General features: G+C 60.5%; 16 protein-coding genes and 1 pseudogene. 10 read left to right on the top strand and 7 right to left on the bottom strand.

Annotation, left to right across the window (positions count from 1 at the left end):
* Window positions 1-215 precede the first annotated feature (215 nt).
* The 6 genes from CUN63_RS15185 to CUN63_RS15155 all read left to right on the top strand — a co-directional run bounded on the left by CUN63_RS15185 (window position 216) and on the right by CUN63_RS15155 (window position 6,549).
* Window positions 216-734 (top strand): RNA polymerase sigma factor, encoded by a 519-nt coding sequence (locus CUN63_RS15185; protein ID WP_129440575.1) that lies wholly within the window; start codon window positions 216-218, stop codon window positions 732-734.
* Window positions 731-1,717: a FecR domain-containing protein gene (locus CUN63_RS15180; protein WP_129440573.1), complete on the top strand. Its 987-nt coding sequence runs from the start codon at window positions 731-733 to the stop codon at window positions 1,715-1,717. Before CUN63_RS15185 ends, CUN63_RS15180 begins: the two co-directional genes overlap by 4 nt.
* Window positions 1,718-1,918: 201 nt before the next feature.
* Complete coding sequence (locus tag CUN63_RS15175; protein WP_129440571.1) at window positions 1,919-4,348, top strand: TonB-dependent siderophore receptor; 2,430 nt, start codon at window positions 1,919-1,921, stop codon at window positions 4,346-4,348.
* A 72-nt stretch (window positions 4,349-4,420) separates the two neighbouring features.
* Window positions 4,421-5,551: a PepSY domain-containing protein gene (locus CUN63_RS15170; RefSeq protein ID WP_129440568.1), complete on the top strand. Its 1,131-nt coding sequence runs from the start codon at window positions 4,421-4,423 to the stop codon at window positions 5,549-5,551.
* The gene (locus tag CUN63_RS15165) at window positions 5,548-5,727 is read left to right on the top strand and encodes a hypothetical protein (protein ID WP_129440566.1); all 180 of its coding nucleotides are present in this window, start codon (window positions 5,548-5,550) and stop codon (window positions 5,725-5,727) included. Before CUN63_RS15170 ends, CUN63_RS15165 begins: the two co-directional genes overlap by 4 nt.
* A gap of 192 nt (window positions 5,728-5,919) precedes the next feature.
* Window positions 5,920-6,549 carry a glutathione S-transferase gene (locus CUN63_RS15155; RefSeq protein ID WP_129440564.1) on the top strand — a complete coding sequence of 210 codons (630 nt, stop codon included), beginning with the start codon at window positions 5,920-5,922 and terminating at the stop codon, window positions 6,547-6,549.
* A gap of 224 nt (window positions 6,550-6,773) precedes the next feature.
* Here CUN63_RS15155 and creD read toward each other — a convergent pair whose 3' ends face one another.
* The 4 genes from creD to CUN63_RS15130 all read right to left on the bottom strand — a co-directional run bounded on the left by creD (window position 6,774) and on the right by CUN63_RS15130 (window position 11,041).
* Window positions 6,774-8,144 (bottom strand): cell envelope integrity protein CreD, encoded by a 1,371-nt coding sequence (creD, locus tag CUN63_RS15145; protein WP_129440562.1) that lies wholly within the window; start codon window positions 8,142-8,144, stop codon window positions 6,774-6,776.
* A 217-nt stretch (window positions 8,145-8,361) separates the two neighbouring features.
* Window positions 8,362-9,780 carry a two-component system sensor histidine kinase CreC gene (gene creC / locus CUN63_RS15140; protein ID WP_129440560.1) on the bottom strand — a complete coding sequence of 473 codons (1,419 nt, stop codon included), beginning with the start codon at window positions 9,778-9,780 and terminating at the stop codon, window positions 8,362-8,364.
* Window positions 9,780-10,460 carry a two-component system response regulator CreB gene (creB, locus tag CUN63_RS15135; protein WP_129440558.1) on the bottom strand — a complete coding sequence of 227 codons (681 nt, stop codon included), beginning with the start codon at window positions 10,458-10,460 and terminating at the stop codon, window positions 9,780-9,782. Before creB ends, creC begins: the two co-directional genes overlap by 1 nt.
* Window positions 10,461-10,534: 74 nt before the next feature.
* Entirely contained in the window at window positions 10,535-11,041 is a 507-nt protein-coding gene (locus tag CUN63_RS15130; protein WP_129440556.1) for an ATP-dependent zinc protease, read from the bottom strand.
* 197 nt (window positions 11,042-11,238) lie between these two features.
* Here CUN63_RS15130 and CUN63_RS15125 point away from each other — a divergent pair.
* A pseudogene (locus tag CUN63_RS15125) lies at window positions 11,239-11,352 on the top strand (acyltransferase); the annotation flags it as partial.
* Window positions 11,353-11,421: 69 nt separating this feature from the next.
* Here the strand turns inward: CUN63_RS15125 and CUN63_RS15120 are convergent.
* A complete protein-coding gene (locus tag CUN63_RS15120) occupies window positions 11,422-11,973 on the bottom strand; it encodes a DUF2780 domain-containing protein (RefSeq protein ID WP_129440554.1) in 552 nt (183 codons plus the stop codon).
* A 215-nt stretch (window positions 11,974-12,188) separates the two neighbouring features.
* On the opposite strand from CUN63_RS15120, the gene CUN63_RS15115 reads away from it, so the two are divergent.
* The 3 genes from CUN63_RS15115 to CUN63_RS15105 are packed head-to-tail and all read left to right on the top strand — an operon-like array spanning window position 12,189 to window position 14,137.
* Entirely contained in the window at window positions 12,189-12,779 is a 591-nt protein-coding gene (locus tag CUN63_RS15115; RefSeq protein ID WP_129440552.1) for a fasciclin domain-containing protein, read from the top strand.
* A gap of 51 nt (window positions 12,780-12,830) precedes the next feature.
* Window positions 12,831-13,466 (top strand): sigma-70 family RNA polymerase sigma factor, encoded by a 636-nt coding sequence (locus CUN63_RS15110; protein ID WP_129440550.1) that lies wholly within the window; start codon window positions 12,831-12,833, stop codon window positions 13,464-13,466.
* Entirely contained in the window at window positions 13,463-14,137 is a 675-nt protein-coding gene (locus CUN63_RS15105) for an anti-sigma factor domain-containing protein (RefSeq protein WP_129440548.1), read from the top strand. Before CUN63_RS15110 ends, CUN63_RS15105 begins: the two co-directional genes overlap by 4 nt.
* Window positions 14,138-14,199: 62 nt before the next feature.
* Here CUN63_RS15105 and fdhA read toward each other — a convergent pair whose 3' ends face one another.
* A complete protein-coding gene (fdhA, locus tag CUN63_RS15100; protein ID WP_007947729.1) occupies window positions 14,200-15,399 on the bottom strand; it encodes a formaldehyde dehydrogenase, glutathione-independent in 1,200 nt (399 codons plus the stop codon).
* A 209-nt stretch (window positions 15,400-15,608) separates the two neighbouring features.
* On the bottom strand, window positions 15,609-16,466 hold the full coding sequence (gene purU / locus CUN63_RS15095; RefSeq protein WP_129440546.1) for a formyltetrahydrofolate deformylase: 858 nt from the start codon (window positions 16,464-16,466) through the stop codon (window positions 15,609-15,611).
* Window positions 16,467-16,622 lie beyond the last annotated feature (156 nt).

The raw sequence follows: 16,622 nt of genomic DNA, 5'->3' as shown, positions 1-16,622 counted from the left end.
ATTCTTTGTAGGAGCTGCCGAAGGCTGCGATCTTTTGATCTTAAAATCCAAAGTCAAAGTCAAAAGATCGCAGCCTTCGGCAGCTCCTACAGGGTTTTGCGCCAACACACCGACGTTGGCGGCCACCCGACCAGCGCCAATTGCTTACCTCCCCCGCCTCTGCCACAATCGCGAACAATTCTCGTTAGTTAACACTTCCCAATCGGTGATGCTGCGTGTCGTCAGTCCAAAGCCCTCAAAGTGAGCTCGTTGGTGCGTTGTATCGCGACCATCGCGGTTGGCTATTGGCCTGGCTGCGACGCAATGTGGCCTGCCCGCAACGGGCCGAAGACCTGAGTCAGGACACTTTCGTGCGTTTGCTGGGTCGTGAAGAACTGAAGGAGCCGCGCGAACCGCGAGCGTTTCTGGTGGCGATTGCCAAGGGTCTGCTGTTCGACTATTTCCGCCGCGCCGCGCTGGAACAGGCCTACCTCACCGAACTGATGCTGATCCCCGCAGGTGTACAGCCGTCGGTGGAGGAGCAGCAACTGATCCTCGAAGACCTCAAAGCCATCGACCGCCTGCTCGGCAAGCTCTCAAGCAAAGCCCGGGCGGCGTTTCTCTATAACCGTCTCGACGGCCTCGGCCACGCCGAAATCGCCGAGCGCCTGGGCGTGTCAGTGCCGCGGGTGCGTCAGTACCTGGCCCAAGGCATTCGTCAGTGCTACATCGCGTTGTACGGGGAGCCGGTATGAGTCCAGTCAGCTCCAAACCCGTCTCGGCGCAAGTGCTGGATGCTGCGATTGCCTGGCAGTTGTCCCTGGACTCCGGCAACCCGGTGGAGCGCGAAGAGTTCGCCAAGTGGCACGCCGCCCACGAAGAACATGCGCGGGCCTGGCGCCAACTGGGCATGCTCGACCAGCGCTTCAGCGTTGCCAGCGGCCCGGCTCGCACTGCTTTACTGCAATCGCGCGAAAGCATTCGCCGGCGTGTGCGCAAACTCGGCAGCGGCGTGGCCAGTATCGTCGCGGTGATCGGGTTGGCGTTGTTCGCCGGTGATCGTTATCTGCCGATTGACTATTGGCTGGCCGACCAGCGCACTGCCACCGGTGAGCAACGCACCCTGCGCCTGACCGACGGCACGCTGATCAACCTCAACACCCACAGTGCCGTGGATGTGCGTTTCGATGAAAAACAACGGCTGATCATCCTCCAGGAAGGGGAAATCCTCGTCGAAACCGGCCATGGCGATGCCCGGCCGTTTATCGTCGAAACCCGCGAAGGCAGCATGCGTGCACTGGGGACAAGGTTCCTGGTCAAGCGTGAAGAAGAAGGTACGCGCCTGAGCGTGCTGAAATCGGCGGTGGCCGCCCATCCCGAGTCGAGTCCTGAAGAGCAGATTCTGCGTGAAGGCCAACAAGTCCTGATGCGCAGCAATGGCCTGGGGCCGATCGTCGCGCTCAACCTCGGCGCCGATGCCTGGACCCGCGGCATGCTGGTGGTGGACAACACACGGCTGGAAGACCTGGTCCATGAACTCGGTCGTTATCGACGCGGGCATCTTGGCGTTGCGCCAGAAATCGCCGACCTGCGCATCACCGGCAGCTTCCCGCTGCACGACACTGATCTGGCCCTGAGCGCCCTGCTGCCGACCCTGCCGGTGCAGATCGAACAGCACACGCCGTGGTGGGTGACGGTGGCGAAGGCTGAAGCCAAATCCGTAGGAGCTGTCGAGTGAAACGAGGCTGCGATCTTTTGATCTGCTCCTAAAAAAACAAAGTCAAAAGATCGCAGCCTCGTTTCACTCGACAGCTCCTACACGGCTCCTACAAAGGCGGGCAATCACTGAATCGAAATTATTTCCAATTAGCCCTATCACTTTTGAATTCTCGTTCGGCACCTAGGCAATTGAGAAATATTTCCATTCAGGAGCCGCTGTATGTCCCGTTCGCTAGACACCTTGTTGCGCCCCAGTTTGCTGGCGATTGCGATTGCCCTTTGTGCCCCTCTGGCCAGCAGTCAGCTGATCGCCGCTGAACAGGCATCCAGCGTTCGCGCCTACAACCTGCCGGCCGCGCCATTGGCCAGCACCCTGAACCAGATCGCCAGCCAGGCCGGCTTGGCGCTGTCGTTGAATCCGTCACTGGCGGCGGGCAAGACCTCGGCGCCGGTCAAAGGCCAATTCGACGCAGCCGGCGCCCTGCGCGAAGCCTTGCGCGGCACCGGTCTGCAACTGGAACAGAGCAGCGCCGGCACTTATAGCCTGGTGACCGTGCCTGAGGGCGTGATGGCCCTGCCGGAAACCGCCGTCATTGGCGTGGAAAACACCGAAAGTGCCTGGGGACCGGTGCAAGGTTACCTGGCGACCCGCACCGCCGCCGGCACCAAAACCAATACCGCACTGGTCGAAGCACCGCGCTCGATTTCGATCGCCACCCGCGAGCAAATGGACGACCGCAATGTGCACAGCCTCGATGACGCGGTGCGCTACATGCCCGGCATCGTCGCCAGCAGTTACGGCAGCGACACCCGTGCCGACTGGTTGCGTGTGCGCGGTTTCGAACCGACGCAATTCCTCGATGGCCTGCCACTGCCAAAAGGCGTGTACGCCAACCCGAAACAGGAAACCTGGAACCTCGACCGCCTCGCCCTGCTGCGCGGCCCGGCCTCATCGGTTTACGGCCAGACCCCGCCAGGCGGCTTGCTGGACATGGTCAGCCGTCGCCCCAGCGCCGAGTCGAGCAATGAAATCCAAGTGCAATACGGCAGTGATAACCATCGCCAGATCAACTTCGCCAGCACCGGCAAGATCGATGACGAAGGCCAGTTCCTCTACGGTTTGAGCGGTGTGGTGCGCGACAGCGGCACGCAGATCGACCACGTCGACAACAAGCGCTACAACATCGCGCCGAGCCTGACCTGGAACATCGACGAAGACACCAAGTTCACCTTGCTCACCCAGTTCACTCGTGACGATACCGGCATCACCAGCCAGTTCCTGCCTGTGCAGGGCACCAAGATCCACTCGCCGCTCGGCAAGATTTCCCATCACAAGAACCTCGGCGACCCGGACTGGGAATTCTACGACCGCACCTATTACGCACTGGGCTACGCCTTTGAACATCGCTTGAATGATGTCTGGCAGTTCAAGCAGAACCTGCGCTACACCAAATCGGACCTGTCCTTCCAGGCCCTCACCCCCGGCGCCTACCCGTTCACCCAGGTCGATGCCGACGGCAACGTTGGCCGCTCGAGCACCAGTGTCGACGAGGACATCAGCCAGTTCGCCGTGGACAACAATTTCCAGGGCGACTTCGCGACCGGCGACATCCGTCACACCCTGTTGATCGGCCTCGATCACCAGCGCACCAACACCCACTACACCTCGATCTTCGGCGACGGTCTGACCACCAACGTCAACAACCCGATCTATGGCCAACCCATCGTTCGTCCGCCGCGTTCGGCGGCGTTTTACGACTACAACCTGAAGACCTACCAGACCGGCCTGTACGTTCAGGACCAAATGGCCCTCGACCAATGGCGTCTGACGTTGGGTGGTCGTGAAGACTGGGTTCACACCAGCACCAAGTTCTTCAACAAGGGCGATGCCACCAACACCGAACGGAACAAGAACTTCAGCGGCAACGCGGCGATCAGCTACGTGTTCGACTCGGGCTTCGTGCCTTATCTGTCCTACGCCGAGTCGTTCCAGCCGACCAGCAACGCCACGGCATCGCCGACCGATTCGTTCAAACCGACTGAAGGCAAACAGTGGGAACTGGGCATCAAGTACCAACCTCCTGGCAGCAGCACCCTGCTGACCGCTGCGGTCTACGACCTGACCCAGAAAAACGTCTCCGTCACCACGACCAACTCGAACGGCGTTTCGATCACCAGCCAGACCGGTGAAGTAAAAGTCAAAGGCCTGGAACTGGAAGCCGTCTCCGACGTGACCGAGAACCTCAAGGTCATCGCCGCATACACCCTGGCCAAATCCGAAGTGCAGAAAGGCAACTTTAAAGGCAATCGTCTGCAACTGATGCCCAACCAACAGGCTTCGCTGTGGGCCGATTACACCTGGCACAACGGTGTGCTGGACGGTTTCGGCATCGGCGCCGGCGCTCGCTACACCGGCAATACCTACGGCGACCAGGGCAATACCTCGCTCGGCAAGGCTGACGCCTACACCGTGTTCGACGCCGCGGTTCATTACGACCTGGGCCGTCTGGACAACAGCCTCAAAGGCGCCTCCCTGGCACTGAACGCCACCAACCTGTTCGACAAGGACTACATCTCCACGTGCGACAGCTTCTACTGCTACTACGGCGACCAACGCAGCGTCGTCGCCAGTGCCACTTACAAGTGGTAATGGCCTGACCTGACACGCCCAAGACCCGAGCCGTCCGACATGGACGGCTTTGGTATTTCTGAAGGCTATGAAATGAAAAGCAAAACAATTCGCCGCTGGTCCTTCGTCCACACCTGGACCAGCCTGATCTGCACCGTGTTCCTGCTGATGCTCGCGCTGACAGGTCTACCATTGATCTTCCATCACGAGATCGACCACTTGCTGGGCGATGCCGCTGAATTGAAGGCGATGCCGGCGGACACCCCGCAGCTGAATTTGCAGCAGTTGGTGCAGGCGGCTGAAAAGCATCGTCCCGGCGAGGTCTTGCAGTATTTCGGCTTTGACGAAGAAGAGCCCAACGCCGCGATTACGATCATGGCGGCCACCGCCGGCACTGAACCGAATTCGTCTCACACCTTCATGCTCGACGCCCGCACCGGCGAAGCGCTGGAGATGCCGTCGGCCAATGGCGGCTTCATGATGATCATGTTGCGCCTGCATGTGGACATGTTCGCCGGTCTGCCGGGCAAGTTGCTGCTGGCGTTCATGGGCCTTCTGTTCGTGGTGGCGATTGTGTCCGGGACGGTGCTGTACCTGCCGTTCATGCGGCGTTTGACATTTGCCACCGTGCGCCAGGACAAATCCACCCGTCTGCGCTGGCTCGATCTGCATAACCTGATCGGCGTGGTAACCCTGACCTGGGCCTTGGTGGTCGGTGTCACCGGCGTCATCAGCGCCTGCGCCGACCTGCTGATCGCCGCGTGGCGCAACGACAGCCTGAGCGCGATGGTCGCGCCGTACCGCGACGCACCGCCACTGACACAACTGGCGCCCGCGACCCGCTTGCTCGACATCGCCAAGGAAGTCGCACCGGGCATGCAGCCGGACTTCATCGCCTTCCCCGGCACACGCTTCTCCAGCGAACACCATTACGCGGTGTTCATGAAAGGCAGCACTCACCTGACCTCGCACCTGCTGACACCGGTGCTGATCGACGCCAGCACCCTGCAAGTCACCGCCGTGGCCGAACGCCCGTGGTACATGGACGCCATGGGCATGTCTCAACCGTTGCACTTCGGTGATTACGGCGGCCTGCCGATGAAGATCCTCTGGGCGACGCTGGATGGGCTGACCATCATCGTGCTCGGTAGCGGGGTTTACCTGTGGGTGGTGCGGCGCAAGGCTGCCAAACCTGTGTTCGAGAACGCGGAGAGCCCAGCATGAGGCCGCGGCAGTCGAATTTCTGGAAGGTCTTCTCCACCCCTACAGTCATCGCCCTCCTCAGCGCGGCGGGTTTGTTTGCTGCGTTACTGGGGGATGGCGTGTGGGACGCTCTGAGCTGGCTTGGCCTGGGCGTTCCCGCAATCCTCGCCTTGCGCGGCCTGCTGCAACGCCGCTAAAAACCTGTGGGAGCGGGCTTGCTCGCGAAGGCGGTGTGTCAGCCAGCATCAATGTTGACTGATACACCGCCTTCGCGAGCAAGTCGGATCGCCGCACCGCCGCTCCCACAGGGGTTAGGCATTTACTTCGATCTTGAGCTATCGGACCAACGCGCTATGCTGCCCAGCACTGTCCCACTCCGAGACGCTGCCATGTCCGCCCCCAGCATGACCCTGTTCCACAACCCGTTGTCGCCCTTCGTTCGCAAAGTCATGGTGCTCCTGCACGAAACAGGTCAACAGGACCGCGTGGCGCTGCAAGACTGCGTGCTCACACCGGTCAGCCCGGACCTGACGCTCAACGAAGACAACCCGCTCGGTAAAATCCCGGCCCTGCGCCTGGCCGATGGCAATGTCATCCATGACAGCCGGGTGATCCTCGATTACCTCGACCACCAGCACGTCGGAAATCCGCTGATACCGCGTAACGGCTCGGCCCGCTGGCGGCGCCTGACCCTGGCCTCCCTGGCCGACGGGATCATGGACGCTGCGGTGCTGATTCGTTATGAAGTCGCCCTGCGTGCCCCGGAAAAACACTGGGACGCGTGGCTCGATGGCCAACGCGAGAAGATTCGTCGCGGCCTGGCATTGCTGGAAGTGGACGCGATTGCCGAGCTGACCAGTCATTTCGATGTGGCGGCGATCAGTGTTGCCTGTGCGTTGGGCTACCTGGATTTGCGCCATCCGGATATGGAATGGCGCACGACGAATCCGAAGCTGGCGAACTGGTACTTTGAGGTGAGTCAGCGGGCGTCGATGCTGGCGACTATGCCCAAGGTTTAGATTTTCACTGGTTGTCCGGGCCTCTTCGCGAGCAAGCCCGCTCCCACAGTTGATCGGTTGTGTGCACGAATTTTGTGTTCACTGGAGGTCCCTTGTGGGAGCGGGCTTGCTCCGGGCGGCGTTCCGACGAATGCACCACACCGAATCGACTGGAAATAACCCGAATATCAGCGTCGCCAGTAATTCCCCTTCTCGCTGATCCTCACGCAACCCCAACCACCGGCTCATTCCACCGCTCCGATATCAAACGCCAGCGGCTTGGCCGACTTCTGCCCAACCCCATACCAGTCCAGCTTGCGGGTCAGCACCATGAACACGCCCAGCAATCCGAACAACAGCAGCGAACCCATCAACAACGCGTAATCCTCGGCGCTCAGCAAGCCATAAAGCAAGCCATACAACGCCGCCAATCCCGCCGAAAAACTCAAGCCGTGGCGCACGCTGCGCAGCACATGGCAGACATAAAAACCGATCAACAACACACAGCCGCCCGCCGACAGCAGGTACGCCAGGGCAAAGCCGATGTGCTCGGACAGTGACAACAACAGCAGGTAGAAAAACGCCAGGGCCACGCCCACCAGCGCGTATTGCACCGGGTGTACCGCCAGGCTTTTCAGCACTTCGAAGAGGAAGAAACCGGCGAAGGTCAGGACGATAAACAGCAATGCATATTTGATGGCCCGATCGCTCTTCAGGTACTGATCCACCGGGTCGATGAAGCTCACCCCGAAACTACGGCCGGTGTAGGCTTCGCAACCGCCGCCGGACACGCAACTGCTCAAGGCCTCTTGCAGGTTGGTCGAGAAAAACGAGGTCTGCCAATGGGCGGTGAAGCCCTGATCGCTGACTTCACGTTGGGCCGGCAGGTAATTGCCAATGAAGCTCGGATGCGGCCAATTGGCGGCCAGCGAAACCTTGCTGGTCTTGCCTACCGGGAGGATCTGTAACTGACCAGTGCCTTGCAAACGCAGGTCAAAACCGAAGGCCAGTTCCGTGGCTTGCTTCGCGTTGAGCGCCGGCAGGGTGACATGCACGCCTTCCCCCAACCAACCCACCTGACTGCCGGGAACGAAGTCGAGTGTCTGGCCATTGAGCTCGAGTTTCAGGGCATTCTCGATGCCGCGAATGTCGCTGATCCCGACCGCCAAAAATGGCTGATCGAACTGGTAATCGGCGAAATCCTCCTTGATACCCAATTGAGCCGGGACCGAAAAATGCCCGCTGATGCGGTTGTCCGCATGAAACAGTCGCGCCTCATAAATGCCCCGCGAACGCAGTTCCGTCTGGACCTGGCCGTCGAGTTCGAAGCGCTCCGGGAGGAAATACAAACGGCCGCGTTCTTCACCCACTTCCTGGTAACGCTGGTTGGTTTTCTCGTTGAGCTTCCAGGTGCGCACCACTTTACGATACGGCACCACCATCAGCGGCCCGCTCAGTTGCTGGCTGTAGCTGGAACTGCGGGCGATGTCTTCGAGGACACCGTCGCGCAGTTGCTGGCGGTCCTGGATCACGCCGTTAATCATCAGGAGCGGGATCAGCAACAACAGAATCAGAAGGGCAATTGCCCCGAGTTTTAGGGTCAGGCTGCGGTTCATGGGACTCTCCCTGTTTGGATGGGGAGAGTCTGGGGGGGGTGTGTGGGGGATTTATGGGAGGAATGTGGAGAGTGTGTGGAGACTGGGCCGGCCCCTTCGCGAGCAAGCTCGCTCCCACAGGGATCTGGGTGAGTTCACAGATGTAATTCACAACCGAAGCCCAATGTGGGAGCGAGCCTGCTCCGGGCGGCGTTCCGACGATGGAAGCGACTCGGTTTTAAGGCAGGCGCAAAGTCACTTCAACGCCGTCGTCGAAGTTACCAATACTCATCACCCCGCCATGCAGCTTCATCACTTCCTCAACGAAGTTGAGCCCCAACCCCGTACTCTTGCGCCCGCTGTCCGGTCGCGGCAGTGAATAGAAACGCTCGCTCAGTCGCGGCAAGGCATAGTCGGGAATAGCCTCAGCCTGGTTGAACAACCTGAACTCGATCTGCTCCCCAATGCGTTCGGCGCTGAATCGCAGCAAGCCCTGAGCCGGGGTGAAATCCATAGCGTTCTCCAGCAGATTGCCCAACGCCTGACGCAACAGGAACGGTTCACCGGTCAGCACCAGGTCCGCTGCAATGCTTTGTTCCACGCGCAACTGCCTGCCTTCAATGCGCGCCGCCTGAGCGCTCAGCAATTCATTTACCAACTTCGCCAGCGGCACCGCCACCTGCTCCTCCAGCCCTTGGCGTTGCTCGACGAGGGCCAGATTCAACAGGCGTTCGATCAACTGCTGCATCCGCGCACTTTCGCTGTCGATGTTGCTGACAAAACGCTGCTGCTGAGCCAGCGGCATCTCGCCTTGCAGCAACTCCGCCGCACCGCGAATCGCCGCCAGCGGGCTTTTCAGTTCGTGGGTCAATGTGTGCACGTAACGCTCGACGTAGGCTTTACCTTCGAGTTGCGTACGCATCTGCTCCACCGCCGTCGCCAGTTGTTCCAGCTCGCCGCCACGGTAGTGCGGAACCTCGACCCGCCGGCCTTCACTGACTGCCTGAGCGTAAGCAGTCAGCCGCCGCAGCGCCGCGCTCAGCCACCAGGACAACAACGCGCCGAATAGCAAACCGAGGACGATCAACCCGGCACCCCAGGCGAGCAATCGCCGTTCGGTGCGATCAACGTAAGGCTGCAACGAGCTATTGGGTTTGGCCACGGTAACCACGCCGATGATCTGGCCGTTGTCGCGGATCGGCGCGCCGACGTGCATCACCGAGGAGTTCGGATCGTCCGGATCGCTGCGGCTGGAACGAGCGCCGTATTCGCCTCGCAGGGTCAGTAAAACGTCGTTCCAGCGTGAGTAATCCTGCCCCACTGCCACACCGCTGGAGTCCAGCACCACGACGCCCTTGGCATCGGTGACGTAGATCCGGTGGTTGACCTGGTTCTTCGGCAATCCCCAGATGCTTGCCTTCGGTTGCCGTTCGCCATAAGCCTTGAGCAGTTCGGGCCAGCGGTTCTGATTCAGGGTGCCGGCCTTGAAGTCGTCGCGCAGGATTTCGGCCATGAGATTGGCGGTGTCGACCAGCGTTTCTTCGGTGGACTGGCGCACGCCGGGACGGATTTCTTCCATCACGGTGTTCAACACGAAGTAACCGGTCAGGCCGATAAACAGCACATAAACCAGAAAAATCCGAATCCCCAGAGGCATCAGCTACGCCCCGGGCTGTAGCTGTAACCGAGGCCGCGATGGGTCTGGATCGGTTCCGCGTCGGCTTTCACCTGGCGCAGTTTGGCGCGCACGCTTTTGATGTGGCTGTCGATGCTGCGCTCGTACCCGGCATCGGCAGCGACGCCCAGCGCATCGAGCAATTGCTCGCGGCTGAAGACGCGCTCGGGTTGGTCCAGCAGGGATTGCAGCAGACGGAATTCATGGCGGGTCAGGGTTAGAAGCTCACCGCGGTAGCTGATCTGCACCCGTTCGCTGTCGATGCGAAACAGCGCCGATGACACCGCGGCGGTCACTCGCGGCGCCATGCGTTTGAGAATCGCCCGGACCCGTGCCGCCACCTCGCGAGGGCTGAACGGCTTGACCACGTAATCGTCGGCACCGATTTCCAGGCCCACGACGCGATCGATTTCGGCATCCCGGGCACTGAGGAAGATCACCGGCACATCGCTGAAACGCCGCAATTGCTTGCAGGTCTCGAAGCCGCTGATGTCCGGCAGGCCAATGTCCAGAATGATCAGGTCGGCCGGGGTCTGGCGCTGATGCTCCAGTGCCGCCGCGCCAAGGCTCAGCCAGGTGGTGGTGAAGCCCTCGCCCTGCAAGGCGAAAATCAGGGTGTCGGCAATCGCCGCTTCGTCTTCGACAATCAGGATATGAGGCATGGCGTCCGAGCCCGGGAGTTAAGTGGGCGAACGGTGCCCCAAGGCTCACGTCACGTCAATGAGACCACTTGAAATCAGCAGTCGGGTTTGTCCGCCGTAAAGCGCCGTGCCGGGTTCACCGCCGCGCCGAACTCACGCAAGGCTTTGGCACCGATCAATAAAGGGTAGTTGAAGCTACTGCGGTCGGTGAGGTTGACCTCCACGGTGCGCTTGACGTTGCCCAGGCAGAGTTCCAGATCGACCACCGGACGCTTGGTGGGTGCGACGGCTTCCTTGTCATCCTCGTCTTCTTCGGAGCGGGTCTTGATCTTGCTGATCCGCGCGACCTTGTGTTCGTAGACCTTGTTGCTCGCGCCTTTGGTGGCGAGGCGGAAACGCACCCACTCGTCGCCGTCACGGGTAAAGGTTTCGATGTCTTTGGCCGAGAGCGACGCGGTCAGGGCGCCGGTGTCCATCTTGGCCTTGAGGACTTCGCCACCGATTTCCGGCAGCGCGATGTATTCGTAGCGCCCGTACAGGGTCGGCTCAGCAGCCAGGACCGGCAGGGCCACGAGGGAAAGCAGTGCAAGGAGGGATTTCACGTAATGGGCTTCCTTGAGGGAGTGGGCAGCGGAATTTTAGACCGTTGCCTTTGAATTCGTTCGGCGCCTGCAAAACCAAAGATCAAAAGCCGACCTCAAGCATAGCGGTTAAAAGGTGAAACATTCGTCGTCACCGATTTGGCCTGCCGTCCGAAGCTGCTTATCAATGCGCGCCCAAAGGCTTTCAAGAGTTATTTATGCGCCGCCTGCTCACCGGCTGTTTCGTTACCCTGCTGCTGTTGCTCAACACCTTGGTCCTGTTCGGGCCGCTGATGGTGTTCGCCTTGCTCAAACTGGTCCTGCGCGGAAGAACTGGGTCAACCAGCTCTGGATCGAGAAGGACCAGCGCATCGACGCGTTGCGCACCGAGCGCCGCTGAATCAGGTACCGGTGCCTGCGCCCCAGATCCCGCCCAGGTTTGTCAGCAGCGACCCGCCGACGCCCTGCTGACCGAAAAATTGCAGAAGCACGGGGGCAAACAGGCCGATCATGCTGGTGTCCATGCCCAATGCGCTGAAGGCACTGTTCAGGTCGTTGGCGTTCTTCACGTTGCTCAAGACGTTGTCCAGACCTGCTGCGTTACCGGACGAGCCAAGCAAGCCGCTGAGGACACCCAGTTCACCGCCACCGGACAGTAAGTCGATTCCGGGCACACTTTTGGCCAACTCCGAGTAGTCGGTCGAACTCAGTTGATTCTTCGCCAGACCAAGCATCGCCCCGGCACCGCCAATGGCTTGTTGTGACGTCACGTTCAATTGGCTGAGCGCACTCAGCAGACCGGCCGTCTGCGCAGTCGGCGCAGCTGCGGCGGCGTCATCGCCCTGCGTGCCGGAGATGGCATTGGCCGCATCGAACAGGCTGAACTGAGCAAAGACCGGACTGGCCGCCAGACACATCAGCGAAGCCAGTGCAAAACCGCGTGAAATCTTCATCCAGACATCCTCAGGGGCCATGAAAACCGCCCGGCGATGGGCGGCGAAAAATCGTGTGTTGGACTGGCATCCAAGGGGATTGTTCCCAGCCTTGGCGAGCCCCTGACGAACAGTCGAAAAAGAACTTACCGACGCTGCATCCAGTCTGGCCCCGCGCGCGTATATCAAGCACGGACAGACACTCCTGGCCGATTCCCTTCACGAGGATCATCACCATGAAACGCACTTCGATCAAAACGCCGTTGATTGCCAGCCTGCTGACCCTGGCCCTTGGCGGCGGATTCGCCTTGAACACCGTGCAAGCGGCAGACACGAGCCAAGCGGTCATCGTCGGCGGCCAGAGCATGATGCCGAGCAAGGACATCATCGATAACGCGGTGAACTCCGCCGATCACACCACCCTCGTCGCCGCCGTGAAAGCCGCTGGCCTGGTGGATACCCTCAAGGGCAAAGGCCCGTTCACCGTGTTCGCCCCGGTCAACTCGGCCTTCGCCGCCCTGCCGGCCGGCACTGTCGATACCCTGCTCAAACCCGCCAACAAGGCGACCCTGACTCACGTCCTCACCTACCACGTGGTCGCCGGGAAACTCGACATGATGACCCTGGCCGAGAAAATCAAGGCCGGTGGCGGCAAAGCCGAACTGACCACCGTCGCAGGGGGCAAGCTGTGGGCGATGATGAACGGCCCGCACAACATCACGATCAAGGATGAAAAAGGTGACGTCGCCGACATCACCACCTATGACGTGTACCAGTCCAACGGCGTGATTCAGGTCATCGACAAAGTGCTGATGCCAAAAAGCTGAGGGCTGCCGCCGACCCTATTCATCGGGGTCGGTTTTCCGAGGTGGCCACCCGTGAATGGAACAACTGCGCACCGTGAACTAACCTCTGCCTGCAACCGACACCTCACGCAGCCCACCTCGATTGCCTGGAGAACTGCCATTCCCATCGCCGACACCGATCAGCTCAGGCAGCTTCTGGCCCAGTGTTCACTGGGCGACCGCCGCGCTTTCGAGACGCTTTACCGCAGCGTCGGCCCTCGGCTGCATGGCGTAGCGCTGCGTTTCATGGGGCGGCCGGACCTGGCTGAAGAAGTGCTGCAGGAAAGCTTCGTGCGCATCTGGAACAACGCCTCGCGCTACGAGGCGCATCTGTCGGCACCTCTGACCTGGATGATCAACATCACCCGTCATCAGGCCATCGATCAGTTGCGCAAACACCGCGACCGGCCGTTAAGCGACCTTGAAGAACAGGCGCTGGTGGATGAAAGCCCATCGGCCCACGAACAACTAAACAGTGCCCGTGAGGCCAACGCCTTGAACCGGTGCCTGGAAAGCCTCGACGGCATGCAGCGTCAATCGATCACTGTGGCTTACTTTCAGGGGTTGTCCTGCTCTGAGCTCGCCGAACACCTGGCCGCGCCGTTGGGCTCGGTGAAATCCTGGATCCGCCGCGGTATGGAGCGACTGCGCAGGTGCCTTGAATCATGAACTATCAAACCCCGACCTTGCGCCGCGCCCTCGCCGCCGATTACGCCATTGGCTTGATGCCCTCTGTCGCTCGTCGGCGTTTTGAACAATTGTTGCTGGAAGACGCGGCACTTCGCGCGGAATTGGCGCAATGGCAGGAAAGCCTCACCAGTCTGACTGAAGCTTTGCCCGAGCAGCCGGTGCCGGATCGCGTGTGGAAAGGCATCACCGCGCGAATCGAACCACAAGTGCTTCATGTGCCAGAGAAACGTCCGTTCTGGAACTGGTTGCGGGTGACGGCGGCGGTTTGTTCGCTGGTGATCGCCGTGACGTTGGGCGTGATCTATAACCGCGACAGCGCGCGTTACAGCGCCACGCTGCTGGCGGCCGACGCGCAGCCTGCGCTGAAGGTTGAAGCGCACGAGAACTACCTGAAGGTCGAGCCGCTGACCCTGGCGGCGGTTGATCCGGGGCGAAGTCTGGAGTTGTGGGCGATTCCTGCGGATGGCAAACCGATTTCACTAGGGGTGATTCCGGCTGACGGCAAGGGGCGCGTAGAGTTGAGCGATGCGCAGAAGACGTTGATCGGCAAGCCGATTGCGTTGGCGATCAGTCTTGAACCGAAGGGCGGTTCGCCGACGGGGCAACCGACTGGGCCGGTGTTGTATCAAGGGGCGTTGGCTGCCCTTTAACGATCGTTCCCAGCCATAAAAAACGGCGACCCTGGGGTCGCCGTTTTGTTTTGCCTGAAGCCTTACGCAGCACTAAACAACTTGTGCGGATCGATCACAAACTTCTTCGGCACGCCCGCATCGAACTCGCCATAACCACGCGGCGCGTCATCCAGGCTGATGACTTCCACGCCAACGATGTCGGCAATATGGATACGGTCCCACATGATCGCCTGCATCAGCTGGCGGTTGTACTTCATGACTGGCGTCTGACCAGTGTGGAAGCTGTGGGATTTGGCCCAGCCCAGACCGAAGCGGATGCTCAGGCTGCCCATCTTCGCGGCTGCGTCGACTGCACCCGGATCTTCAGTCACGTACAAGCCTGGGATACCGATTTTGCCGGCCACCCGAACCACGCCCATCAGCGAGTTGAGCACGGTGGCCGGAGCCTCGTGTTTAACACCGTCATGGCCATGACCGCGCGCTTCGAAGCCCACGGCGTCGACGGCGCAATCCACTTCTGGCTCGCCCAGCAGTGCAGCGATTTGTTCGTGCAGCGGGGTATCCAGGGACAGGTCGGCGATTTCGAAACCCTGAGCCTTGGCATGCGCCAAGCGGACGGTGTTGACGTCACCGATGATCACCACGGCCGCGCCCAGCAGGCGAGCGGAAGCGGCGGCGGCCAGACCGACAGGACCGGCACCGGCGATGTACACGGTGCTGCCCGGGCCAACGCCGGCCGTCACTGCGCCGTGGTAACCGGTCGGCAGGATGTCGGAGAGGCAGGTCAGGTCGCGGATTTTTTCCATCGCGCGATCGCGATCCGGGAGTTTCAGCAGGTTGAAGTCTGCATACGGCACCATCGCGTATTCAGCCTGGCCACCGGTCCAGTCGCCCATGTCGACATAACCGTAAGCACCGCCCGGACGCGCCGGGTTGACGCTCAGGCAAACACCGGTGTGCATTTCCTTGCAGGAACGGCAGCGCCCGCAAGCGACGTTGAACGGCACCGACACCAGGTCGCCGATTTGCAGGTTTTCGACGTCGCTGCCCTTCTCGATCACTTCACCGGTGATCTCGTGGCCCAGTACCAGGCCGGTTTGAGCGGTAGTACGGCCACGCACCATGTGCTGGTCGGAACCACAGATGTTGGTGGAAACCACACGCAGGATGACAGCGTGGTTAATCTTCCTGCCGCGCGGGTCCTGCATTTTTGGATAGTCGATTTTCTGTATTTCGACTTTGCCATTGCCGAGATACACCACACCACGATTGCCAGACATGCTTTCACCTCGCTGTTGTTTTTATGTAGCGGTCGCGTCGCCATGGATCGGCGGCGCGTTGATTGCTCGGGTTATTGCCTGTGTGTCTTTGCGTTGTTTGTCAGGGCCTCTTCGCGAGCAAGCCCGCTCCCACAGTTGATCTTTGGTGTGACTGAGATCTGTGACCAAGCGCAACCCCCTGTGGGAGCGGGCTTGCTCGCGAAGGCGATCTAAAGAACAACGGTTCTGTTCGCGTTGAGAAACACTCTTCGTTCAATGTGATAACCAACCGCCCGGGCCAGGGTCAGCCCTTCGATATCCCGCCCTTTGGCGATCAAATCTTCCGGGTAATGACTGTGGTCCACGGCCTCTACGCCCTGGGCGATGATCGGGCCTTCGTCCAGGTCGTTGTTGATGTAGTGCGCCGTGGCGCCGACCAGTTTCACGCCCTTGTTGTAGGCCTGGTGATAAGGCTTGGCGCCCTTGAAACCCGGCAGCAGGGAGTGATGGATGTTGATCGCCTTGCCGTCGAGTTTGCGGCACAGCTCGGGCGACAGGACTTGCATGTAACGGGCAAGGATCACCAGTTCGGCGCCGGACTCTTCGATCACCTGCCAGACCTGACGCTCCTGGGTCGGTTTGTCGTTCGGGTCCAACGGGAAGTGGTAGTACGGAATCTGGTGCCAGTCCGCCAACGGTTTGAGATCCGGGTGGTTGGAAACCACGGCGGCCACGTCCATCGACAATTGGCCGATGCGCTGGCGGTAGAGCAAATCGTTGAGGCAGTGATCGGCCTTGGAGACCATGATCACCACTTTTGGCCGATAGTTCGGCGCCGTGAGTTCGAAGATCATGCCGAAGACCTGGCCTCGTTCTTCGAGGCCGGCGCGGAAGGCTTGCTCGTCGAAGCCGTCGGGCTGGCGGAATTCCACGCGAATGAAGAAACGGCCCGAGAGCCGATCATCAAAGGAATGGTGCTCAGTGACGTAGCAGCCCTGCTCGAACAGAAAGCGGGTCACCGCGTCCACGGTGCCGAGGACGCTTGGGCAGTCGGCGGTCAGAATCCATGTGTCTGGGGCGCGGCTCATAGTGCGGTGACTCCTGTTCGAAAGTAGCAGCAACGCCGCTTTGTGTAGCAGCTGCCGAAGGCTGCGTTCGGCGGCGAAGCCGTCGTCCACCCTGAATCCCTGATCAATCTGAAAGAACGCTGCCGCAGGTTTCACGACGACTTCGTCGCCGAACGC

The organism is Pseudomonas sp. ACM7 (genome assembly GCF_004136015.1).
Taxonomy (GTDB): domain Bacteria; phylum Pseudomonadota; class Gammaproteobacteria; order Pseudomonadales; family Pseudomonadaceae; genus Aquipseudomonas; species Aquipseudomonas frigoris.
This window is presented reverse-complemented; position numbering and strand designations above follow the sequence as displayed.

Excerpts from the sequence above, each read along its gene's own strand:
- CUN63_RS15180 (WP_129440573.1), top strand. The coding sequence starts at position 731 with ATGAGTCCAGTCAGCTCCAAACCCGTCTCGGCGCAAGTGCTGGATGCT.
- CUN63_RS15175 (WP_129440571.1), top strand. The coding sequence starts at position 1,919 with ATGTCCCGTTCGCTAGACACCTTGTTGCGCCCCAGTTTGCTGGCGATT.
- CUN63_RS15170 (WP_129440568.1), top strand. The coding sequence starts at position 4,421 with ATGAAAAGCAAAACAATTCGCCGCTGGTCCTTCGTCCACACCTGGACC.
- CUN63_RS15165 (WP_129440566.1), top strand. The coding sequence starts at position 5,548 with ATGAGGCCGCGGCAGTCGAATTTCTGGAAGGTCTTCTCCACCCCTACA.
- CUN63_RS15155 (WP_129440564.1), top strand. The coding sequence starts at position 5,920 with ATGTCCGCCCCCAGCATGACCCTGTTCCACAACCCGTTGTCGCCCTTC.
- creD (WP_129440562.1), bottom strand. The coding sequence starts at position 8,144 with ATGAACCGCAGCCTGACCCTAAAACTCGGGGCAATTGCCCTTCTGATT.
- creC (WP_129440560.1), bottom strand. The coding sequence starts at position 9,780 with ATGCCTCTGGGGATTCGGATTTTTCTGGTTTATGTGCTGTTTATCGGC.
- creB (WP_129440558.1), bottom strand. The coding sequence starts at position 10,460 with ATGCCTCATATCCTGATTGTCGAAGACGAAGCGGCGATTGCCGACACC.
- CUN63_RS15120 (WP_129440554.1), bottom strand. The coding sequence starts at position 11,973 with ATGAAGATTTCACGCGGTTTTGCACTGGCTTCGCTGATGTGTCTGGCG.
- CUN63_RS15115 (WP_129440552.1), top strand. The coding sequence starts at position 12,189 with ATGAAACGCACTTCGATCAAAACGCCGTTGATTGCCAGCCTGCTGACC.
- CUN63_RS15105 (WP_129440548.1), top strand. The coding sequence starts at position 13,463 with ATGAACTATCAAACCCCGACCTTGCGCCGCGCCCTCGCCGCCGATTAC.
- fdhA (WP_007947729.1), bottom strand. The coding sequence starts at position 15,399 with ATGTCTGGCAATCGTGGTGTGGTGTATCTCGGCAATGGCAAAGTCGAA.
- purU (WP_129440546.1), bottom strand. The coding sequence starts at position 16,466 with ATGAGCCGCGCCCCAGACACATGGATTCTGACCGCCGACTGCCCAAGC.